At 67.4% G+C, this 20,907-nt stretch carries 18 protein-coding genes; 10 read left to right on the forward strand and 8 right to left on the reverse strand.

The features are described from left to right. Positions 1-177: 177 nt before the first annotated feature. The 5 genes from LL962_RS01215 to LL962_RS01235 all read left to right on the forward strand — a co-directional run bounded on the left by LL962_RS01215 (position 178) and on the right by LL962_RS01235 (position 6,423). On the forward strand, positions 178-1,488 hold the full coding sequence (locus LL962_RS01215; protein WP_228315588.1) for an MFS transporter: 1,311 nt from the start codon (positions 178-180) through the stop codon (positions 1,486-1,488). 139 nt (positions 1,489-1,627) lie between these two features. Further along, the gene (locus LL962_RS01220) at positions 1,628-2,866 is read left to right on the forward strand and encodes an HD-GYP domain-containing protein (RefSeq protein ID WP_228315663.1); all 1,239 of its coding nucleotides are present in this window, start codon (positions 1,628-1,630) and stop codon (positions 2,864-2,866) included. A 563-nt stretch (positions 2,867-3,429) separates the two neighbouring features. Beyond that, positions 3,430-3,915, forward strand: coding sequence for a MarR family winged helix-turn-helix transcriptional regulator (locus LL962_RS01225; RefSeq protein WP_104586281.1), 486 nt, complete (start codon positions 3,430-3,432; stop codon positions 3,913-3,915). Between the two features lie 226 nt (positions 3,916-4,141). Beyond that, positions 4,142-4,909 (forward strand): coniferyl-alcohol dehydrogenase, encoded by a 768-nt coding sequence (locus tag LL962_RS01230; protein ID WP_228315589.1) that lies wholly within the window; start codon positions 4,142-4,144, stop codon positions 4,907-4,909. A 32-nt stretch (positions 4,910-4,941) separates the two neighbouring features. After that, a complete protein-coding gene (locus LL962_RS01235) occupies positions 4,942-6,423 on the forward strand; it encodes a benzaldehyde dehydrogenase (RefSeq protein ID WP_228315590.1) in 1,482 nt (493 codons plus the stop codon). 103 nt (positions 6,424-6,526) lie between these two features. Here the strand turns inward: LL962_RS01235 and LL962_RS01240 are convergent, their stop codons facing one another. Continuing rightward, positions 6,527-7,417: a helix-turn-helix domain-containing protein gene (locus LL962_RS01240; RefSeq protein ID WP_228315591.1), complete on the reverse strand. Its 891-nt coding sequence runs from the start codon at positions 7,415-7,417 to the stop codon at positions 6,527-6,529. Between the two features lie 95 nt (positions 7,418-7,512). On the opposite strand from LL962_RS01240, the gene pobA reads away from it, so the two are divergent. Then, entirely contained in the window at positions 7,513-8,700 is a 1,188-nt protein-coding gene (pobA, locus tag LL962_RS01245; RefSeq protein ID WP_228315592.1) for a 4-hydroxybenzoate 3-monooxygenase, read from the forward strand. A gap of 208 nt (positions 8,701-8,908) precedes the next feature. Beyond that, positions 8,909-9,421: a nuclear transport factor 2 family protein gene (locus tag LL962_RS01250; protein WP_228315593.1), complete on the forward strand. Its 513-nt coding sequence runs from the start codon at positions 8,909-8,911 to the stop codon at positions 9,419-9,421. Between the two features lie 122 nt (positions 9,422-9,543). On the opposite strand, the gene glpK is transcribed toward LL962_RS01250, so the two are convergent. The 7 genes from glpK to LL962_RS01285 all read right to left on the reverse strand — a co-directional run bounded on the left by glpK (position 9,544) and on the right by LL962_RS01285 (position 17,734). Further along, positions 9,544-11,043: a glycerol kinase GlpK gene (glpK, locus tag LL962_RS01255; protein ID WP_228315594.1), complete on the reverse strand. Its 1,500-nt coding sequence runs from the start codon at positions 11,041-11,043 to the stop codon at positions 9,544-9,546. Between the two features lie 130 nt (positions 11,044-11,173). Then, positions 11,174-11,995 carry an MIP/aquaporin family protein gene (locus LL962_RS01260; RefSeq protein WP_228315595.1) on the reverse strand — a complete coding sequence of 274 codons (822 nt, stop codon included), beginning with the start codon at positions 11,993-11,995 and terminating at the stop codon, positions 11,174-11,176. Positions 11,996-12,172: 177 nt separating this feature from the next. Continuing rightward, positions 12,173-13,687, reverse strand: a complete 1,515-nt coding sequence (gene glpD, locus LL962_RS01265) for a glycerol-3-phosphate dehydrogenase (protein ID WP_228315596.1) — start codon at positions 13,685-13,687, stop codon at positions 12,173-12,175. A gap of 206 nt (positions 13,688-13,893) precedes the next feature. Then, complete coding sequence (locus LL962_RS01270; protein WP_104586267.1) at positions 13,894-14,718, reverse strand: DeoR/GlpR family DNA-binding transcription regulator; 825 nt, start codon at positions 14,716-14,718, stop codon at positions 13,894-13,896. Between the two features lie 136 nt (positions 14,719-14,854). Beyond that, positions 14,855-15,838 carry a PDR/VanB family oxidoreductase gene (locus LL962_RS01275; RefSeq protein WP_104586485.1) on the reverse strand — a complete coding sequence of 328 codons (984 nt, stop codon included), beginning with the start codon at positions 15,836-15,838 and terminating at the stop codon, positions 14,855-14,857. Further along, positions 15,831-16,634, reverse strand: a complete 804-nt coding sequence (locus tag LL962_RS01280) for a GntR family transcriptional regulator (protein ID WP_228315597.1) — start codon at positions 16,632-16,634, stop codon at positions 15,831-15,833. The genes LL962_RS01275 and LL962_RS01280 overlap by 8 nt, the downstream gene beginning before the upstream one ends. 23 nt (positions 16,635-16,657) lie before the next feature. Then, entirely contained in the window at positions 16,658-17,734 is a 1,077-nt protein-coding gene (locus LL962_RS01285; RefSeq protein WP_104586263.1) for an aromatic ring-hydroxylating dioxygenase subunit alpha, read from the reverse strand. A gap of 258 nt (positions 17,735-17,992) precedes the next feature. Here LL962_RS01285 and LL962_RS01290 point away from each other — a divergent pair, with 258 nt between their 5' ends. From LL962_RS01290 to pcaF, 3 genes are read left to right on the forward strand one after another with little or no spacing between them, the layout of a single operon-like run. After that, positions 17,993-18,856, forward strand: a complete 864-nt coding sequence (locus tag LL962_RS01290; protein ID WP_228315598.1) for a CoA transferase subunit A — start codon at positions 17,993-17,995, stop codon at positions 18,854-18,856. After that, positions 18,853-19,641 carry a CoA-transferase subunit beta gene (locus tag LL962_RS01295; RefSeq protein ID WP_228315599.1) on the forward strand — a complete coding sequence of 263 codons (789 nt, stop codon included), beginning with the start codon at positions 18,853-18,855 and terminating at the stop codon, positions 19,639-19,641. Before LL962_RS01290 ends, LL962_RS01295 begins: the two co-directional genes overlap by 4 nt. Further along, positions 19,638-20,846, forward strand: coding sequence for a 3-oxoadipyl-CoA thiolase (pcaF, locus tag LL962_RS01300; protein ID WP_228315600.1), 1,209 nt, complete (start codon positions 19,638-19,640; stop codon positions 20,844-20,846). Before LL962_RS01295 ends, pcaF begins: the two co-directional genes overlap by 4 nt. Positions 20,847-20,907 lie beyond the last annotated feature (61 nt).

The raw sequence follows: 20,907 nt of genomic DNA on the forward strand, positions 1-20,907 counted from the left end.
TAAACGCACGGCACTGGTCGGATCCAGCTTGAAGCGCCATCGCATTCGGCCTAGCGTGCCTGCCGTCGCTCGTGCGCATACCTGCGCTTGTCGCAGCACGTCCGTGCCGAGACGAGAGGGCGCAGACGCATCCGCAGGCGCACCTTTCACAACACGTCATACGCACAGGAACGTTCGATGTCGCATAGCACTTCCGCACCCGGGCATTTCGCACTGGAACAGATGACGCCATTCCAGTGGCGTGCGGTCGCGGTGTGTGTGGTGCTGACCATGCTCGACGGCTTCGATGTGATGGCGATGGCTTTCACCGCACCGCATGTCTCGGCGGAGTGGCAGCTGTCGGGCAAGCTGCTGGGAGCACTGTTCAGTGCCGGCCTGGTCGGCATGGCGGCGGGTTCGCTGCTGCTGGCGCCGGTGGCCGATCGAATCGGGCGTCGCGCGCTGACGCTGGGCTGCCTGGCGATCCTGACCGTGGGCATGGGCGCTTCCGCGCTGGCGACCGGCGCCTGGCAGCTGGCGGCCCTGCGCGCCTTCACCGGAATCGGCATCGGCGGCATGCTGGCCAGCGTCGCGGTCACCGCCGCCGAGTATTCCAGTGCGCGCTGGCGGACCACCGCCACCGTGTTGCAGGCCACCGGCTACCCGGTCGGCGCAACGCTGGGCGGGCTGATCGCGGGGCTGCTGCTGCAGCATTGGTCGTGGCAATCGGTGTTCGTGCTCGGCGCGGCCGGGTCGCTGCTGTGCGTGCCGCTGGTGCTGGCCTGGTTGCCCGAATCGCTGGAGTTCCTGATCGTGCGCCGGCAGCCGGATGCTCTTGCACGCTTCAATGCCGTGCTGGGGCGCATGGGCATGCCGCCGCAGCGGGAATTGCCGCTGCCGCCCCCGCAGCCCTCCGGGCAGGCGCACGGCTATACGGCGCTGTTCACGTCAGGGCTGTGGCGGCGATCGCTGTTGATCGCGGCGGCCTTCTTCCTGCTGATGTTCACGTTCTACTTCGTGATGAGCTGGACACCGAAACTGCTGGTGACCGCAGGGCTGTCGGCGGCGCAGGGCGTCACCGGTGGCGTGCTGCTGAATCTGGGCGGTATCGCCGGCGGCAGCTTGCTCAGCTGGCTGGCGTTGCGCGCGCGCCTGTCGCGGCTGACGGTCGGGGCGCTGCTGCTGTCGGTGCTGGCGCTGCTTGTCTTCGGCGCGTACAGCACGGTGTTGAGCTGGGCGTTCGCCGCCGCACTGCTCACTGGCGCGGGCATGACCGCGGCGATGGGCGGCTTGTATGCGGTCGCCCCGGTCGTCTTCGGTGCGGCGGTGCGCTCCACCGGCCTGGGCTGGGCGATCGGGGTGGGGCGCTTGGGCGCGATCCTCTCGCCGCTGTGTGCCGGAGTCCTGCTGGACATCGGGTGGTCGCCCGCCACGCTGTACCTGGCCTGCGCGTTGCCGTTGCTGCTGGCGGCAGCGGCGGTGCTGGCGATGCGGTTGCCGGAGCGCTGAACGGCTCGGTCCGCAGGCAGCGCCACGCGTTCGCAGGCGTGGCCGCTGCTCAAAGAAATCACGGGGCTTGCCGATAACCCGGAAGACCGCCATGCCTGTGGCGGGCTCTTCCTTGGACATCGTGCAGACCCGCGCCGGCATGCTCAGAACCATCGACTCCGACCAACTCCGGCCCGGCATGTATGTCTACAAGCTGCTGGGTGCGTGGGTGCACCATCCGTTCTGGAAAACGTCCTTCCTGGTCGATTCCGAGGACGTGGAAAAGATTCATGGCAGCCGGATCGAGCAACTGGTGATCGACACCGCGCGTGGCCTGGATGTGGACACCGGGTCCGCCGTGGCCGACGGCCTGGCGAGCGATATGCCGGTGGCCGCACCGCAGCCGCTGCCGGCGGAGTCCGCGTCCACCCGCACCGCGCGCACCAACAGCGTGACGGCGCAGGTCGGCATCGAGGCCGAAGTGGTGCGCGCGCGGCGCATTTTCGAGGACGGACGCGACACCGTGGAGGCGATGTTTCGCGACGTGCGGCTTGGGCGCACCGTGGACACCGAGGCGGCAATGCCATTGGTGGAGGCCATCAACGATTCGGTGTTGCGCCATCCGCAGGCCTTGATCAGCGTGGCCCGGCTCAAGACCGCCGACGACTACACCTATCTACATTCGATGGCAGTGGCCGGGCTGATGAGCGGCCTGGCCCGCCAGCTCGGCCTGCCGGATGCGCAGGTGGTGGAGGCGGCCATGGGCGGCCTGTTGCACGACATGGGCAAGGCGGTGACGCCGCTGGACATCCTCAACAAGCCAGGCCGGCTCACCAACGAAGAAATGGAGGTCATGCGGCAGCACCCGTTGGATGGCCACCGCCTGCTGGTGGCCGGCGGCGTGCAGAACGCGGTGGTACTGGAGATCGCGCTGCATCACCACGAGAAGATGGACGGCAGCGGGTATCCGAATCGCCTGGTCGGCGAAGAGATCTCGCTGATGTCGCGAATGGGCGCGGTATGCGATGTCTACGATGCCATCAGCTCCGATCGTCCCTACAAGCGCGGCTGGGATCCGGCCGAATCGCTCAAGCAGATGGCGTCCTGGAAAGGGCACTTCGATCCGGCCATCTTCCAGGCCTTCGTGCGGCGGCTCGGCATCTATCCGGTCGGCTCGCTGGTGCGTCTGGAATCGCAGAAGTTGGCCGTGGTGATCGAGCAGACGCCCGATGCGTTGCTCAAACCGAAAGTGCGCGCGTTCTATTCCGCCAAGTTGCGCAGTCACGTGCTGCTGCAGGACATCGACCTGTCGCGCGCTGATTGCCAGGACCGTATCGCGCAGATGGAAAGCCCCGCCGACTGGGGCTTCCGTGACCTCGAGAAACTCTGGTTGCCCTGAGCCTTCGGCCTGCGGGCCTATCCGATTGGCGTCGCTTCTTGCCGGCGCCGCCCGACTCCCGCGACCCAGAGCATCGAGACCCCGGACCGGCCTGGCCGCGCTGCGTGCGATGCGCCGCTGTGGCCGCTGCGCCGCGCCTGGTCGGCGCAGGGCGCCCGGGATGGTCGCCGGCGCGTCACCCATCCGCTCGGCGTACACGGGGCCCGTCCGGTTCAACGAGTGGCGAGCGCGACCATGCTGCGGTGCAGCTTGGCAATGTAGTTATGATCAATAACTATTCCGCGACGTAATCAGTTGCCGACCGGACCCGATGTCCAAACCGTTTCTGGATCACTGCCGCCTCCCGCCTGCCATCTCCCAGGTGCAGCGACCGGGCGCGCGTGCTGGCGACGCTGATGCGCGCGCAGCCGGGAACGCAAGCAGCCAGCGCCTGGCAGCGGCAGGCTCATCCACCTCGAAAGACCGGTGCGCGTCTACAATCGGCTGCACGCCGGGGATCGGCGTTGCGAACGGTACGCGTCGCGCGCACCTGCCCGCCCGCTGCCCTTGTCGCGAGAACCGCCATGCCCGCTACCGTCTCCGCCGCACCATTGCCCGATGCCATCACCGAGGTGGATCAGGCGCGCCTGCTGCGGCTGCTGGGTTACCGCATCACCCGCACCGAACTGCTGGTACGGCGGATGTTCCAGGAGTGCGTGGCGGCCTTCGACCTGAAACCGGTGGATTTCTCGCTGTTGATGCTGGTCGATGGCAATCCCGGCATCAATCAACGCCAGATCGGCGATGTGCTGCACGTCTCGCCGCCGAACCTGGCGATCGTGGTCGCGCGCCTGGTCAAGCGCCGGCTGCTGCGGCAGGTCCGCGGCCGTCAGGATCGGCGCATGCAGCACCTGTCACTGACTGCGGCCGGTGTCGCTCTGCTGACCGATGCCGAGGCGCAAGTGCTGCGCATGGAGCGGCAGCTCAGCGCCATGCTCGGCTCCAGCGAGGCGCCATTGCTGCGCGCACTCGACCGCCTGGACCGCCTGGAGCGTTCGCACCCGGCATAAGCCGCGCCCATCGCAGCTACGCCCGCCATTGCCTCGGGGTACCCATGTCCGCGCCGCACGCAGCGCGGGCATGCGCGTGTCTGAGCGAGGTTGCACGTTCGCGCGCGGTCGCCGTGGTCGGCGGCCGGCCTGATCGCCGCCGCTGCAGCGGCGGCGGCGATGTCATCAACTGCACTACATCCCTGTGGTCCCGCGTCGGCGCAGCCGGCTTCCTTGGAGAATGGTAATGAGTTTGCAGAACAAGACGATCGTGGTGACCGGTGTGGCATCGGGGATCGGTGCCGAAGTCGCGCGACTGGCGCGGTTCCACGGCGCCACCGTGATCGGTGTCGATCGCACGCCGGTGCAGATGACGCTGCACGGCTTCCACCAGGCCGACCTCGGCGATCCGGCCTCCATCGATGCCCTGGTGCAGGCCTTGCCCGAACGTATCGATGCCTTGGCCAACGTGGCCGGCGTGCCGGGAACCGCGCCGCTGGAAGCGGTGGCGCGCGTCAACTATCTGGGCCTGCGCCACCTCAGCCATGCGCTGCTGCCGCGCATCGCAGCCGGCGGCTCCATCATCAACGTGGCCTCGATTCTCGGTGCCGAATGGCCGCAGCGGCTGGAGCTGCACAAGCAACTGGCCGCAGCCGACAGTTTCGAGGCGGGTAACGCATGGCTGGCCGCGCATCCGGTCGCACACGACACCTGCTACCAGTACTTCAAGGAAGCGCTGATCGTCTGGACCTTGTTGCAATCGCGGCCGTGGTTCGCCGAGCGCGGCGTGCGCGTCAACAATGTCTCGCCGGGTCCGGTGTTCACGCCGATCCTTGGCGATTTCGCCGCCATGCTCGGCGAGGAACGCGTCAAGGCAGATGCCAAGCGCATGACGCGCCCGGCGTACGCCGACGAAGTGGCCGAAGCGATCGTGTTCCTGGCGTCCGATGCGGCGCGCTGGATCAATGGCATCACGCTGCCGGTCGATGGCGGCCTGGCATCCACCACCCTGTAACTCCCCTCACCGTTTCAGCAGGAGGCTAGACCATGAATGCTCTTCCCAGCGCAGCGGCATCGGCGAACGACACTCCGGCGTGGCATGGCCGCATCTTCAATGGCGAATGGGTACCCGGCAGCGCCGGCGTGCTGTCCATCCACGAACCCGCCACCGGCGCGTTGTTGCATGAGGTCGGCAAGGCCGATCTGAGCGATGTCGCCGCCGCGGTGGCGCAGGCCAAGCAGGCGCAGCGCGCCTGGGCCGCCAGCGCCCCGCGCGAGCGTGCGGCGATCTTCCATCGGGCCGCGCAACTGTTGCAGGCGCGACGTACGGAGGCGACCCTGCTGATCGCACGCGAGACCGGCGGCATCCTGCCCAAGGCCGAGCGTGAGGTGGACGAGTCGGTGGTATTCCTCCAGCAGGCCGCCGGCATGCCATTGCAGGCCACCGGCCAGATGCTGCCCACCGTCGCCGGCCAGCTCAGCCTTGCGCGGCACCTGCCGCTGGGTGTGATCGCGGTGATCTCGCCGTTCAATTTCCCGCTGATCCTGTCGCTGCGCTCGGTCGCACCCGCGTTGGCCATGGGCAATGCGGTGGTGCTCAAACCGGACCCGCGCACGCCTTATACCGGCGGAGTGCTCATCGCGCAGGTGCTGGAAGAAGCCGGCCTGCCTGCGGGGCTGCTGCATGTGCTGCACGGCGATGCGCAGATCGGACAGGCGCTGGTGGAATCGCCCGACGTCCCGATGATCGCCTTCACCGGCTCCACCGGTGCCGGCCGCCGCATCGGCGAGCTGGCCGGCCGTCATCTGAAGAAGGTGGCGCTGGAACTGGGTGGCAACAACGCGGTGATCGTGCTGGAAGACGCCGATCTGGATCGGGCGGCGTCGGCGATCGCGTTCGGCTCGTACATGCACCAGGGGCAGATCTGCATGGCGACCGGTCGGGTCCTGGTACATCGCGCTGTGGCCGATGCGCTGACCCAGCGGCTGGCGGACAAGGCGCGCCACCTGCCGGTCGGCGATCCGGTCAGTGGCACCGTGGCGCTGGGTCCCATCATCGACCAACGCCAGCTGCAGCATGTGATCGACATCGTGAGCGACAGTGTCGCCGCCGGCGCAGTGGTCGAAGCCGGCGCCACCAACGAGGGGCTGTTCTACGCACCTACCGTGCTGTCGAACGTGCGCCCAGGCATGCGGGTGTTCGATGAAGAGATCTTCGGGCCGGTGATCAATATCTGCGTCTTCGACACCGACGACGAGGCGGTCGAGCTGGCCAACCGTGGTGAGTACGGGCTGGCCGCCGGCATCATGTCGGCTTCGGTCTCGCGTGCCATGGCGCTTGGCGAACGCCTGCATACCGGGCTGCTGCACATCAACGACCAGACCGTGGCCGATGAAGTGGTCAATCCGTTCGGGGGGACCGGTGCGTCCGGCAACGGCACCAGCGTCTGTGGTCCTGCCGACTGGGAGCAATACACGCACTGGCAGTGGCTGACGATCAAGAGCGAAGTGCCGCAATACCCGTTCTGAGCGCAGCGCCGGGATCGGCCCGCCCGGTCCCGGCGTGTCGGGGCAGTCCTGCGACCAAGGGCGCGTCATGCCGGCGCCTGCGTCTGACCAGGGATGGCGCCTCTCAGTTGCCGGCGCGAAAGCGCGTCGGCGAGCAGCCGGCGTGCCGCGCGAAGTAGCGGCTGAAATACGCGGCGTCGAAAAATCCAAGCGTGGCGGCGATCTGCTGCACGCTCATGCTGGTGTAGCGCAGGCTGCGGCGCGCTTCCAACATCACCCGGCGTTGCAGCAGCTCCAATGCGCCGGCGCCGGTCAGTCGTTTGCACAGCGCATTGAGATGGCCCGGCGTCACGCCCAACTGGTCGGCGTATCTGGACATGGGCCAATGCGCACGGTAGTGCTGGTCGATCAGCGCCTGATAGCCGCGCAGATGGCGCAGTGCCGGGTCACCCTGCTGGCCTGCCGCATGGGCTGCGTGCGCCTGTTCGAGCACGTTGCGGGCAGTCCAGATCAACAGCTGCGCTGCGGCGGCCTGCAGCGCAGCCTCATAGCCGATGCGTCGCTGTGCATGATCGCTGGCGATACCGGCGAACACGGCATCGAGCAATACTCGTGAGTGCTGCACGGGCAGCACCGCTGGCACCGTCATGGCACGGTCCAGCAACGGCGTGGCGGCAAGCGCCTGGCGCACCAACGGCACGCACAGGGTGATGACATGCCCGCGTACCTGCGGGCCGAATGCGAAACCGTGCACGCATAGCGGAGGCAGCCACACCAGTGTGGCGCCACGTAGCCGTTGGCTGTGCGCGTCCAGCTGCAAGGTTGCCGGGCCGCGTTGCAGGTACAGCAACTGTGCGAGCGCGGCGTGGCGATGCGGGACGATGCGCCAGTCGTGCAGCCGGCTGCGCGCGGCGATCGACTCCCAATGCAACAGTTCCAGCGTCTCGGAGCGGTGCTCGCCGTACAGCCCGTAGGCGGGAACGGTGGCGGTCACGTGCGGCGTGCGGGTCGGCATCGTCGAAAAGTCCAAAATCTGCCTGCAATCATCCCTTCAAACCGGGCGCTTGGCTACCGACACTGCAGACCTGGTCAGCCAAGCAGGAGTCGCGCATGCGGACGCAGGTTGCAATCATCGGTGCCGGTCCGTCCGGCTTGTTGCTGGGCGAGCTGTTGCTGCGCTGCGGGATCGACACGGTGCTCGTCGAACGCCAGACGCCCGAACACGTGCTGGGGCGCATCCGGGCCGGCGTGCTGGAGCAGGGCAGTGTGGATCTGTTGCAGCGCGCCGGCGTCGGCGAACGCGTGCAGCGCGAAGGGTTGTTGCATCACGGTTTCGAGCTATCGATCGATGGTGGGCGCGAACGCATCGACCTGCTGCGCGGTTGCGGACGCGGGGTGACCGTCTATGGGCAGACCGAGGTCACCGCCGATCTGATGCACGCACGCACGCGCAGTGCCGCGCCGACCTACTACGGCGCAGGCCAGGTGAGCCTGCATGCGCTGGACAGCGCCTCGCCGGTGGTGGAGTTCGAGCATGAGGGCAGCCGAAGGCGAATCGACTGCGACTACGTGGTTGGCTGCGACGGTTTCCACGGCATCAGCCGCGCCAGCATTCCCCCGGACCGCTTGCGTGTGTTCGAACGCGTCTACCCGTTCGGCTGGCTGGGAGTGCTCGCCGACACGCCGCCGGTGCACGACGAATTGATCTATGCCCGTCATCACCGTGGATTCGCGCTGTGTTCGATGCGCTCGTCCACCCGCACGCGCTACTACGTGCAGGTGCCGGCCACCGCGCGCGTTGAAGCGTGGAGCGACCGGGCGTTCTGGGACGAGCTGCGGGCGCGGCTGCCGACGGCACTGGCTGCACAACTGGTCACCGGTCCGTCGATCGAAAAGAGCATCGCCCCGCTGCGCAGTTTCGTCGTCGAGCCGATGCAGTATGGGCGCTTGTTCCTGGCCGGCGATGCGGCGCATATCGTGCCACCGACCGGCGCCAAGGGCCTGAACCTGGCGTTGGCCGATGTCGGCCTGCTTGCGCAGCTGTTCGCGCGCTGGAAGGCATCGGGCGATGCCGATGCGCTGCAGCGGTACTCGGCACTGGCCTTGCAGCGGGTATGGAAGGCCGAGCGCTTCTCGTGGTGGATGACCACCTTGCTGCACCGCTTCGATGGCGAAGATGCCTTTACCGCGCGCATCCGTCAGGCCGAGCTGGACTATCTGCTCGGCAGCGAGGCCGGACGCGCGACCATCGCAGAAAACTATGCAGGACTGCCGCTGACCGAGCTCTCGCAGGCCTGAGGTCTGGCGCACTTGGGTAATCGTTTGATTACCTTGAATTCCGAAAGTGGCCAGGTGCGCTTGGGAGTGGCTAGCGTGCCACCGGCTGCGCTCGCTAGGGTGAGGCTGACGCACCACCGTGGCTTTGCTCGACGAGGCGTCATTCCCCACCAACGCAGCTTGCGCGACTTCCCCCGAGCGCAATGCGTATCTCACTCAGGAGCGTCCCATGAAAAAGATCGTTTCCCGTGCCCTGTTGCTGCTTATGCTGAGCGTTCCGCTGGCAGCGTTCGCGCAGACCGCAGTCACCGCAAATCCCAACCACGAAAAGATGCTGTACGGCTCCACCTGGCAGGAAACCGTCAACAAGCGGCTGGTCTACGACTTCTGGCGCATCGTGTTCGAAGCCGGTCAGGTGCAGGAAGCGCCCAAGTACATGGACAAGAACTACATCCAGCACAATCCGAACGTCGCCAATGGGCGCGATGCCTTCATCGCGTTCCTCACTGCATTCGTGCCACCGAGCCCGGTGCAGCGTCGCGTGCAGCTTCCGCTGGTCGCCATCACCGCCGACCGCGATCTGGTCACGCTGGTGTCGGTGCGGACGCTTCCGGATCCGCGTCATCCGGGCCAGACCTACACCACCACCTGGTTCGACATGTTCCGCATCGAGAAGGGGCTGATCAAAGAGCATTGGGATCCGGACACCATCGCCGGCCGTGCCAGCAGCGGCGGGCAGTAGCGTCACGATGCGGCGCTGGCCCGCGTGCAAGCGGGCCGGCGCCACGCACTCGCCGTCATCGCCACTGCCTTTCCGACGGGCGCGGACGGGGAGCGCGAACAAGAATGTCCAGCGTCGCTGCCTCAGCCGATCCGGAACCCCATCGTCGCTTCCACTGCCTGCTGCCAACCGGCATACAGCTGCTCGCGCTTGTCCGCGGCCATGGCCGGCTCGAAGCGGCGATCCACCGCCCACTGCGCGGCGATCTCCTCGCGGCTGGTCCAGAAGCCGGTCGCCAGACCGGCCAGGTAGGCCGCGCCCAGTGCCGTGGTTTCGGCCACTTCCGGCCGCAGCACCGGCACGTCGAGGATGTCGCTCTGAAACTGTGCCATGAAGTCGTTGGCGATCGCGCCGCCGTCGGCGCGCAGCTCCTTCAGTTCGATGCCCGAATCGCTCTGCATCGCGGTCAGCACATCGCGGGTCTGATACGCCATCGACTCCACTGCCGCACGCACGAAGTGCTCCTTGCTGGTGCCGCGGGTCAGCCCGAACACTGCACCGCGAATATCGCTGCGCCAGTACGGCGCGCCCAGGCCGACGAAGGCCGGCACCAGATACACGCCATCGTTGTCGCCGGCACGTTCGGCGTATGCCTGCGAGTCGCTGGCCTTGCCGAGCATGCGCAGGCCGTCGCGCAGCCACTGCACCACCGAACCGGCGACGAAGATCGCGCCCTCCAGTGCGTATTCCACCTTGCCATCGATGCCCCAGGCGATGGTGGTCAGCAGGCCGGCCTTGGACGCCACGGCCTTGTCGCCGGTGTTCATCAGCATGAAACAGCCGGTGCCATAGGTATTCTTGGCCATGCCCGGCTCGAAGCAGGCCTGGCCGAACAGCGCTGCCTGCTGGTCGCCGGCGATGCCGGCGATGGGCACCTGCTCGCCATAGAAGTACTGGGTCTGGGTCGTGCCATAGACCTCGCTGGAAGAGCGCACCTGCGGCAACATCTGCGCCGGCACATCCAGCATCTCCAGCAGTTGCGCATCCCACTCCAGGGTGTGGATGTTGAACATCATGGTGCGCGATGCATTGGTGTAGTCGGTCACATGCACCTTGCCGCCGGTGAGGTTCCAGATCAGCCAACTGTCGATGGTGCCGAACGCAAACTCGCCGTTGCGCGCACGCTCACGCGCACCCTCCACATGGTCCAGGATCCATTTGACCTTGGTGCCGGAGAAATACGCATCGATCAGCAAACCGGTCTTGTCGCGCACCATCTGCTCGTGCCCGGCCTCCTTGAGCTGGGTGCAGATGTCCTTGGTCTGCCGCGACTGCCACACGATGGCGTTGTAGATCGGCTGGCCGGTGGCCTTGTCCCACACCACCGCGGTCTCGCGCTGGTTGGTGATGCCGATGCCGGCGATCGCGCGCGCATCGATCTGTGCGTTATTGAGCAGCTCGGTGATGGTGGTGTAGACGCTGGTCATGATCTCGCGCGGGTTGTGTTCCACCCAGCCCGGTTGCGGGAAGATCTGCGCGAACTCGCGCTGCGCCACGCCGGCCACCTTGCCGTGACGGTCGAACAGCATCGCGCGTGAGCTGGTGGTGCCTTGATCGATCGCAAGGACGTACTGCTTTTCCATCGTAGATTCCTCGAACGACGCCGGCGCGGGCGCGCGGCGGGAGTGGTCGGTGCAACCGGGGGCATTGCACGAATGGCGCGTCATCGGCGGTGATTCGTGCAGGCGTCATGCGTGCCGCAAGGCACTGCGATCAGCGTGGATCCAGCGGCTGGGTTCCGCCCTGCAGGTGCCGCACGCGTGCCGGCAGGAACGGCAGGATCAGCCATTGATAGGCCAGCGCACCGACGGGACCGCCGATCAGCGGCCCCGCGATCGGCACCCACCAGTAATTGTCCTTGGCTGGCAACGCGGCTTCGCCCCACCCTGCGAGGTAGGCAAACAGGCGCGGCCCGAAGTCGCGCGCCGGATTCATCGCCCAGGCTTCCAGGTAGCCCATCGACGCACCCAGCGTGGCCACCAGCAGGCCGATCATCAACGCGCCGGAATTGGCGCTGGGCGCCGCTTCGTTGAAGCGTTCGGTGATGGCGAAGATGCCGAAGATCAGGAAGGCGGTGATGATGATCTGGTCCACCAGCGCGTGCATCGGCGTGACCGCCAGGCCGGGAGCGGTGAAGAACACGCCGGCCGCGCCGCCGGCCTCGCGGGTCAGCTGCTGTACCTGGTTGTAGTGATCGATCACCGGCCCGTAGAGCTGGTAGACGATGGCCGCGCCGAGAAACGCACCGATCACCTGGGCGAGCCAGTACGGCAGCACCTTCTTCCAGGGAAAATCCCGGAACAGCGCCAGCGCCAATGTCACTGCCGGATTGGCATGCGTGCCCGAGACCGAGCCGGTCACGTAGATGGCCAGGGTGACCGCCAGGCCCCAGGCGATGCAAACGCCCCAATACGCATTCTGGTAGGGACTGGGATCGTAGAGGATGTACATCGCGGCCACCGAATCGCCGAGCGCGATGATGATGAACATCGCGACCGCTTCGGAGATCAGCTCGCCCACGAATTGGCGGCTCATGCGGGCAGTCTCGCGCAGGCCGCAGCTGGCCGAGCGGGATCGGGCAGGGCGCAGGCTGCTGCGCCGGTGGAGTGGGTGCTGCTCATCGGGGATGCCCTCCAGGTGACTCGGAATGTTGCCGGCTGTGCGCCAGGATACGTTGCCGGACGACCCGTCCTCGCCGGCACTGCGGTGGATTCAGGCAGGAACGCGGTCTGTGTGCCGGTCCGCCTCTGTCTGCAGATAGTCGTCGAGTCGCTGGCGTCCGGCCGTGTCGATACGCAGGCCGAGTTTGCTGCGACGCCACAGGATATCCTCGGCGCTGTGCGCCCACTCGTGCCGGCACAGGTAGTCCACCTCGGCCTGATACAGGTCCACGCCGAAGTGCGTCCCCAGACCGGCCATGTCCGTCGCATCGCCCAGCAATTGCTCGCTGCAGGTGCCGTAGTTGCGCACCAGGCGCTGTGCGGTGGCGGCGGGCAACCAGGGGCGCGCGTTGCGCACGCGCTCGAGCAGGCTGGCGATGTCGCGCTGTTCGCCGCCGGGCAGCGCATCGCCGCGCGCCGTCCAGGCCGGCTTGCGCGCACCCAACGCCTGGGTCAACCGGTCCACTGCCTCTTCGGCGAGCTTGCGGTAGGTGGTGAGCTTGCCGCCGAACACGTTGAGCAGCGGTGCCCCGTCGCTTACCAGCTCCAGCTGGTAATCGCGGGTGACCTCGGCGGCGTTGTCCTCGGCATCATCCAGCAGCGGGCGCACGCCGCTGTAGTTCCACACCACGTCCTGCGGGCCGATCTGTTGCTGGAAGTACAGGTTGGCCGCATCGCACAGGTACTGCACCTCGGCCGTGTCGATCTTCGGCGCGGCGGGGTCGGCCTCGAAGTCCACGTCGGTTGTGCCGATCAAGGTGAAGTCGTGTTCGTAGGGAATGGCGAACACGATGCGGCGATCCGGCTGCTGGAAGATGTAGGCATGATCGTGGTCGAACAACTTGGGCACCACGATGTGGCTGCCCTTGACCAGGCGCAGCGCATGCTGATGCGGCACTGCCGCGACCTTGTCCAGGAACGATACCGCCCACGGCCCTGCCGCGTTGGCTAGCGCGCGCGCCTGCACCGTGCGGCGGCGGCCATGCCGATCTTCCAGCTCCGCATACCAGAACCCGGCATCACGCCAGGCCCCCACGCAGCGGGTGCGGGTATGGATCTGCGCGCCGCGCCTGGCCGCATCCATCGCGTTGAGCACCACCAGCCGCGCATCCTGCACCCAGGCATCGGAGTAGACGAAGCCGGTCCGCAGCGATTCCTGCAACGGCGCGCCCACCGGATGGGTGCGCAGCGACAGCCTGCGCGAACGCGGCAGGCTGCGCTTGCTGCCACCCAGATGGTCGTATAGGAACAGCCCGGCGCGGATCATCCAGGCCGGGCGCAGATGCGGCTGATGCGGCAGCAGGAAACGCAGCGGCCAGATGATGTGCGGCGCCAGCCGCAGCAGCACCTCACGCTCGGCCAACGCCTTGCCCACCAGGGCGAATTCGTACTGCTCCAGATAGCGCAGGCCGCCGTGGATGAGTTTGGTGCTGGCGCTGCTGGTGTGCGCGGCCAGATCGTCCTGCTCGCACAGGCACACCGACAGGCCGCGACCGGCCGCATCGCGGGCGATGCCGACCCCGTTGATGCCACCGCCTACCACCAGAAGATCGTACGTCTCGCCCATCGGTGTCTCCGTCCGGATGCGCCTGCGGCGAACCCAAGTTGTCATGTTCGAACATATTCGAACATTCCGCCTTGCCGGAACGTGAAGACAGCTGATCGCGTGAAACCCAATTTCTCTGGGGAACTGTGGCCTGAGTAGGGACGGACATGCCGAGTTGGCAGCCCCTACTGCAGTCTAAAAAGAACAGAATCGAACATCGCGCGGGATCAGCGGGTATCGGTGCCTGTCACATGCACGCGGGTGCCCGCCTCGGCCAGGACAGGAGCCAGCTCCTGCGGCAGCGGCCGGTCGGTGAACCAGTCGTGCACCTGCGCCAGCGCGCCCAGCCGCACCATGGCATTGCGCCCGAGCTTGCTGTGGTCGGCGGCCAGCACCACCTGGCGGGAATGCTCGATGATGGCCTGGGCCACGCGGACTTCCTGGTAATCGAAGTCCAGCAGGGTGCCGTCCCGATCGATGCCGGAAATGCCGATCACCCCGAAGTCCACCTTGAACTGCCGGATCAGCTCCACCGTGGCTTCCCCGGTCACGCCCTGGTCGCGACCGCGCACCACGCCGCCGGCCACGATCACCTCGAAGCTGGGGTTGGCGCTCAGCATCACCGCGACATTGAGATTGTTGGTGATCACGCGCAGGCCGCGGTGCTGCAGCAGTGCGCGCGCCACTTCCTCGTTGGTGGTACCGAGGTTGATGAATAGCGAGGCATCGTCGGGAATGAACCGGGCAACCTGCGCGGCGATGTGGCGCTTTTCTTGCGCCTGCAGCGCCTTGCGGGCGGTGTAGGCCAGATTCTCCACGCTCGATGGCATGCTGACGCCGCCGTGGTAGCGGCGCAGCACCCCGGCATCGCACAGCAGCGTCAGATCGCGGCGGATGGTCTGCGGCGTCACCTCGAAGCGCGTCGCCAGCCCTTCCACATCCGCAAACCCCTGCTGCCGGACCAGTGCCACCAATTGCTCCTGGCGCGGGTTCAGTGCCGGCGCCGGGACAGTCCTGTAGTGAGTCGACTCCATGCGCAGATGATCGCGCATGCGTGTGAGGATGCAAACACGTCGTGGGGCGCATCGGCGCAGCGGTCCGGTCGGGCAACTGCGCCGATCGGCCCGCCGCCGGGGACGGCATCACGCGGTCGGGCCTGCGCAGGCCTGCGGCCCGGCGCCGCGTGGCTCAGCCCAGCTCGCCGCGATAGCCGGTGTCGATGGTGATGCTGCCGCCCACCGCACGCGACACGCAGGCGCATAGCTTGCGGTTTTCGCGGCGTTGCGCGTCGCTGAAGAAGACGTCGCGGTGATCGATGTCCGCTGCGCTGTCGAGTATCTCCACCGCGCACAATCCGCATTCGCCACGCCGACACTCGGCGATCAGTTCCACGCCGGCATCGGTCAGCGCATCGAGCATCGACTCGTTCTCCGCCACCGGTACCTCCAGGCCGAGCGCGGGCAACTTGACCACGAACGCCTGTGCGGGCACGCGCCCGCTGTTGCCGAAGGTTTCGAAATGCAGCCGCGCGCGCGGCCGCCCGGCCGCGTGCCAATGCTGGCGGACCGCTTCGAGCATGCCTAGCGGGCCGCAGACGTAGACCTCGGCATTGGGCGACAGGCGCGCCAGCGCGCCGGCCAGATCGGGCGCGCCGTCGTTGTCGTCGCAGTGCAGTGTCAGGCGTTCGCCGAGCAAGCCGTCCAGCTCGTCCACGTAGGCCATCGCGTGGCGCGATCGGCCCACGTACAGCAGCCGGAACGCCGGATGGCGCGCTGCCAGCCGCTGCGCCATGCCGACGATCGGGGTGATCCCGATACCGCCGGCGATCAACAGGATTTCTTCCCCGCGTTCGTCCAGCGCGAAGTTGTTGCTGGGTGGCGACATCTCCACCACATCGCCCGGCTGCAGCGTCCACATATGCCGCGAGCCGCCGCGGCTGTCGGGCATCTGCCGCACCGCGATGCGGTAGTGGCCGTCCGCGCGCGGCTCGCCCACCAGCGAGTACGAACGCACATCGGCACGCCCATGCAGCTGCACGCGGAAGTCCAGATGGCTGCCGACCTCGAAACTGCGTGCGGCCGGTCCCGGATCGAACACGATCTCGCGGACGCCTTCGCAGGCGTCGGCAATGCGGACCACGCGCGCGCGGTGCCATTGGGTGTCTTTACGCATGATGAGCTCCAGGCGGAAGGGCGTGCCGGGCACTGCCGACATCGGGAATGGGGGCAGGACCGATCAACGCGCCGCCACGCAGCTGGCCGATCGCCGCAGGGGTCTGCAGCACATGACGTAGATTGCGATGCGCCAGGCGCGCGTGTTCGCGCATCAGCGCTTCGGCGCGACCGCCCTGGCGCTGCTGGATGGCCGCGATCACTTCGCGATGCTGATCCTGTGCCAGGGTCAGCAGCAGGCGTGCATCGGCATCGCTGGTCTGCGCCATCACCAGACCGCTGGGAGAGGCGAACGGCAGCTGCACGCTGCGGTTCACCGCGCGGTCGAGTACGTCGCTGTCGGCCATCGCCAGCAACAGCGCATGGAACTGCGCATTGATCTGCACGTAGGCAGCGAGATCGATCGCATCGGGCGACGGGCCGACGATGCGGTCGAGCTGGGCCAGCAGGCGCTGCGCCTGCGCCAGCTCCGCAGCGCCGATGCCGCGCTCGGCCGCCATGCGCGCGGCCAGTCCTTCGAGCGTGCCGCGCAGTTCGATGGCGTCATGCACATCGCGGTCGCTGAAGGCCTGCACGGCATAACCGCCGCCCGGCAGGGCGCTGACCAGGCCTTCGTCGCACAGACGTTGCAGGGCCGCGCGTACCGGAGTGCGCGACACGCCAAGGCGCTGCACCACCGACAGTTCGGACAGGCGGGTACCGGCGGCCAGGCTGCCGTCCAGGATCGATTCGCGCAGCGACAACAGCGTGCGCGTGGTTTGCGCGGCGCTGTGACGGAACGGGGTGGTCGGTGACATGCCGGGGCTCCTGCGCTGCGCGCTCAGCCCACCATGCGCAGCGACAGATCGCCGGCGCGCTGCTCCTGCGCGATTAGGCGATCGATCACCCGCCGCGCCCACATGCCGCCGGCATCCACATTGAGGTTGTAGAAGGTGTGGTCCGGGTGCGCATCGATGGCCCGTTGCTGCGCTTCCAGCACCGCTTCGTCTTCGCCGAACACGCCGGTGACGCCCGCGCGCGTGAGCGTGGTCAGCGATTGATCGTGCAGCGCGTAGTTGCGCATGAACGCCCAGAAGTAATGACAGGTGGTGTCCGTCTCGGGGGTGATGGTGTTGAGGACGTAGCCATTGACGCCCTGGCTGCGATCGCCTTCCGGCGCGCCGGTACCGGCGATCGCCACGCCCACGTCGATGGCGATGGTGCCGGGCGCTTCGAAACGGATGATCTGCCAGCGATCCACCTTGCCGCGGTAGTCCAGATGGCGCGCGATCTGGCTGGCCCAGAACGGTGGCGCGTCGATGTTGCGCATCCAGCGCGACACCACCACCGAGCGCTCGCCATGCGCCACGTCGAAGGGCGCCTCGGCGATTTCGTCCTGGCCGATGCTGGAGCCGTGCACGAAGGTTTCGTGGGTGAGGTCCATCAGGTTGTCCAGCACCAGCCGGTAGTCGCACTTGGCGTAGATGGTGCGGCCATCGCCGGCCCAGGCCGGATCGTGCGCCCAATGCAGATCCGGGATCAGCGCGGGATCGGCCTTGACCGGGTCGCCCGGCCAGATCCAGACATAGCGGTGCTTCTCGGCCACCGGAAAATTGCGCACGCACGCCGACGGGTTGATGGTCTCCTGCGAGGGCATGTGCACGCAGCGGCCTTGCGTGTTGTAGACCAGGCCGTGATATCCGCACACCACGTCGTCGCCGCGCAGCTTGCCCATCGACAGCGGTACCAGGCGGTGCCAACAGGCATCTTCGAGCGCCACGACCGCACCGGCGGTGGTGCGGTAGAGCACCACATCCAGGTTGCACACCTTGCGCGGCGCCAGTGCGTGCTTGATCTCGTGGTCCCAGGCGACGGCGTACCACGCGTTGAGGGGAAACAGCGGCTTGGACTGGGACATGACCGTGACTCCTGGGGTTTTTGTATACAACCTGGGGTACGAATCGGCGCCGGTGCGCCGGCTGGCAACCAGTTGACGCGCATGCCAGCGCTGGCGTCTGCTTGCAGGCGAAGTTATGTATACACCGGACACAATGTCGCGGCACCACTACACACGCGAAATTGTGCGTTTATCGAATACAAAAGCCGATAATCGGATTGACCGGGCCATCTGGCCGGCTCTACCGTGACGGCTCGTTCGCAACCTAGGCGTGCTGCCATGGCCGAAGTCGTTTCCCTGAGAGAGGCGGTGTCCCACCTGATCGTCGATGGCGACTGCGTGGCGATGGAGGGCTTTACCCATCTGATCCCGCACGCCGCCGGGCACGAGGTGATCCGCCAGCAAAAGCGTGACCTGCGTCTGGTGCGCATGACGCCAGACCTGATCTACGACCAGTTGATCGGCGCCGGCTGCGTGGCGGCGCTGCGGTTCTCGTGGGGCGGCAACCCCGGCGTGGGCTCGCTGCACCGGCTGCGCGACGCGGTCGAACATGGATGGCCGCGGCCATTGCAGATCCGCGAACACAGCCATGCCGACATGGCCAACGCCTACGTCGCCGGCGCCTCGGGCCTGCCGTTCGCGGTGTTGCGCGGCTATGTCGGTTCGGACCTGCCGCATGTCAACGACAGCATCCGCTTCCTGCAGTGTCCTTATACCGGCGAGACCCTGGCCACGACGCCGGCAGTCACTCCCGACGTCACCGTGATCCACGCCCAACAGGCCGACCGCCGCGGCAATGTGCTGCTGTGGGGCATCCTGGGCGTGCAGAAGGAAGCCGCGCTGGCTGCGCGCAAGGTGATCGTGACGGTGGAAGACATCGTGGACACGCTCGACGCGCCCCCCAACGCCTGCATCCTGCCGCGCTGGGTGGTCGATGCGGTATGCCATGTGCCAGGCGGCGCGGCGCCATCGTATGCGCATGGCTACTACGCACGCGACAACCGCTTCTACCTGGCCTGGGATGCGATCGCCCGCGACCGTGCACGCTTCCAGGCCTGGATCCAGGCGCACGTCCTCGACACCGAGGACTTCAGCGCGTTCCAGCGCGTGTACGCGCAATCGCAGCAGCAGGTGGCCGCATGAGCGAATACAGCACCAACGAAATGATGACCGTGGCCGCCGCGCGCAGGTTGCCCGACGGCGCGGTCTGTTTCGTCGGCATCGGCCTGCCGTCCACGGCGGCCAACCTGGCGCGGCTGACGCATGCACCGGACGTCACCCTGATCTACGAATCCGGCCCCATCGGTGCACGCCCTGATGTGCTGCCGTTGTCGATCGGCGATGGCGAACTGGCCGAGACGGCCGACACCGTGGTCTCCACGCCGGAGATCTTCCGCTACTGGCTGCAGGGCGGGCGCGTGGATGTCGGCTTCCTGGGTGCGGCGCAGATCGACCGCCACGCCAACCTCAACACCACGGTAATCGGCGATTACGCTGCGCCGAAGACGCGCCTGCCCGGTGCCGGCGGCGCGCCGGAGATCGCGGCCAGCGCCAAGCAGGTGTTCATCATCATGCGTCAGTCCAGGCGCAGCTTCGTACCGGTGCTGGACTTCATCACCACCGTGGGGCATCTGGACGGCGGCGATGCGCGCGAGCGTGCCGGCCTGCCCGGTGCCGGCCCCACCGTGGTGGTCACCGACCTGTGCGTGATGGAGCCGGATCCGGTGAGCCGCGAACTCACCGTCACTTCGCTGCATCCCGGCATCAGCCGCGAACAGGTCAGCGCGGCGACCGGCTGGCCGATCCGGTTTGCCGCCGACCTGGCCCAGACGACGCCGCCCAGTACGGCCGAACTGCAGGCGCTGCGTGCCTTACAAGCGCGTACCGATGCCGCGCATGGAACCCAGGCGGCCGGAGCGGAGGCATGAGCGAGGTCTATCTGATCGATGGCATCCGTACCCCGATCGGCCGGTACGGCGGCGCCCTGTCCGGCGTGCGTGCCGACGACCTGGGCGCGGTGCCGCTTGCCGCGTTGCTGGCGCGTCATCCAGCACTGGACCCTGCCGCGATCGACGATGTCTATCTGGGCTGCGCCAACCAGGCCGGCGAGGACAATCGCAATGTCGCGCGAATGAGTCTGCTGCTGGCGGGCCTGCCTACGTCGGTGCCGGGCAGCACCCTCAACCGCCTGTGCGGCTCCGGGCTGGATGCCGTCGGCACGGTGGCGCGTGGCATTCGCGCCGGCGAACTGGAACTGGCGGTCGCCGGCGGCGTGGAATCGATGTCGCGGGCGCCCTGGGTGATGGGCAAGGCCGACAGCGCCTTTGCCCGTACCCAGCAACTGGAAGACACCACGATGGGCTGGCGCTTCGTCAATCCGCGTCTGCAGGCGACCTACGGCACCGAGCTGATGGGCGAGACCGCGGAAAACGTCGCCGCCCGCCATGCCATCACCCGTGAGGACCAGGATGCCTTCGCGCTGCGCAGCCAGCAGCGCGCGGCCGCCGCGCGGGCCGCAGGTTTCTTCGATGGCGAGATCACCGCGGTCTCGGTGGCCGGACGCAAGGGCGGCGAACCGACCACGGTGGAGCACGACGAACAGCCGCGCCCCGGCACCACCGCCGAGACCCTGGCCAAGCTCAAGCCGGTGTTCCGCCAGCCAGGCACGGTTACTGCGGGCAATGCGTCGGGCATCAACGACGGCGCCGCCGCGCTGCTGCTGGCGTCCGCGCAGGCGGTGCGGGCGCACGGGCTGACGCCGCGCGCGCGGGTGCTTGGTTTCGCCTGCGCGGGCGTGGAGCCGGCCTATATGGGCATCGGCCCGGTGCCTGCCACGCAACGCCTGCTGGCACGCCTGAACCTGCGCATCGCGCAGTTCGACGCGATCGAACTCAACGAAGCCTTCGCCGCCCAGGCGCTGGCCTGCACGCGCCAGCTCGGCCTGGCCGACGACGCTGCGCAGGTCAACCCCAACGGCGGCGCGATCGCGCTGGGCCATCCGCTCGGCATGAGCGGCGCGCGGCTGGCGCTGACCCTGCTGCGGCAGCTGGAAGCCGGCAACGGGCGGCTCGGGCTGGCCAGCATGTGCATCGGCGTGGGGCAGGGCGTGGCCCTGGCGATCGAACGCCTCTGAGCCGGCGCCATGCCCTCTGTCCCGCAACCAGCGCCACCCAATATCGTTTGAACGTGCCGCA

Source organism: Xanthomonas sp. NCPPB 1067, assembly GCF_020783795.1.
Lineage (GTDB): Bacteria > Pseudomonadota > Gammaproteobacteria > Xanthomonadales > Xanthomonadaceae > Xanthomonas > Xanthomonas melonis.

Bases quoted from the DNA above. Each gene is read 5' to 3' on its own strand.
- LL962_RS01215 (WP_228315588.1), top strand. From the start codon at position 178: ATGTCGCATAGCACTTCCGCACCCGGGCATTTCGCACTGGAACAGATG.
- LL962_RS01220 (WP_228315663.1), top strand. From the start codon at position 1,628: ATGCTCAGAACCATCGACTCCGACCAACTCCGGCCCGGCATGTATGTC.
- LL962_RS01225 (WP_104586281.1), top strand. From the start codon at position 3,430: ATGCCCGCTACCGTCTCCGCCGCACCATTGCCCGATGCCATCACCGAG.
- LL962_RS01230 (WP_228315589.1), top strand. From the start codon at position 4,142: ATGAGTTTGCAGAACAAGACGATCGTGGTGACCGGTGTGGCATCGGGG.
- LL962_RS01235 (WP_228315590.1), top strand. From the start codon at position 4,942: ATGAATGCTCTTCCCAGCGCAGCGGCATCGGCGAACGACACTCCGGCG.
- LL962_RS01240 (WP_228315591.1), bottom strand. From the start codon at position 7,417: ATGCCGACCCGCACGCCGCACGTGACCGCCACCGTTCCCGCCTACGGG.
- pobA (WP_228315592.1), top strand. From the start codon at position 7,513: ATGCGGACGCAGGTTGCAATCATCGGTGCCGGTCCGTCCGGCTTGTTG.
- LL962_RS01250 (WP_228315593.1), top strand. From the start codon at position 8,909: ATGAAAAAGATCGTTTCCCGTGCCCTGTTGCTGCTTATGCTGAGCGTT.
- glpK (WP_228315594.1), bottom strand. From the start codon at position 11,043: ATGGAAAAGCAGTACGTCCTTGCGATCGATCAAGGCACCACCAGCTCA.
- LL962_RS01260 (WP_228315595.1), bottom strand. From the start codon at position 11,995: ATGAGCCGCCAATTCGTGGGCGAGCTGATCTCCGAAGCGGTCGCGATG.
- glpD (WP_228315596.1), bottom strand. From the start codon at position 13,687: ATGGGCGAGACGTACGATCTTCTGGTGGTAGGCGGTGGCATCAACGGG.
- LL962_RS01270 (WP_104586267.1), bottom strand. From the start codon at position 14,718: ATGCGCGATCATCTGCGCATGGAGTCGACTCACTACAGGACTGTCCCG.
- LL962_RS01275 (WP_104586485.1), bottom strand. From the start codon at position 15,838: ATGCGTAAAGACACCCAATGGCACCGCGCGCGCGTGGTCCGCATTGCC.
- LL962_RS01280 (WP_228315597.1), bottom strand. From the start codon at position 16,634: ATGTCACCGACCACCCCGTTCCGTCACAGCGCCGCGCAAACCACGCGC.
- LL962_RS01285 (WP_104586263.1), bottom strand. From the start codon at position 17,734: ATGTCCCAGTCCAAGCCGCTGTTTCCCCTCAACGCGTGGTACGCCGTC.
- LL962_RS01290 (WP_228315598.1), top strand. From the start codon at position 17,993: ATGGCCGAAGTCGTTTCCCTGAGAGAGGCGGTGTCCCACCTGATCGTC.
- LL962_RS01295 (WP_228315599.1), top strand. From the start codon at position 18,853: ATGAGCGAATACAGCACCAACGAAATGATGACCGTGGCCGCCGCGCGC.
- pcaF (WP_228315600.1), top strand. From the start codon at position 19,638: ATGAGCGAGGTCTATCTGATCGATGGCATCCGTACCCCGATCGGCCGG.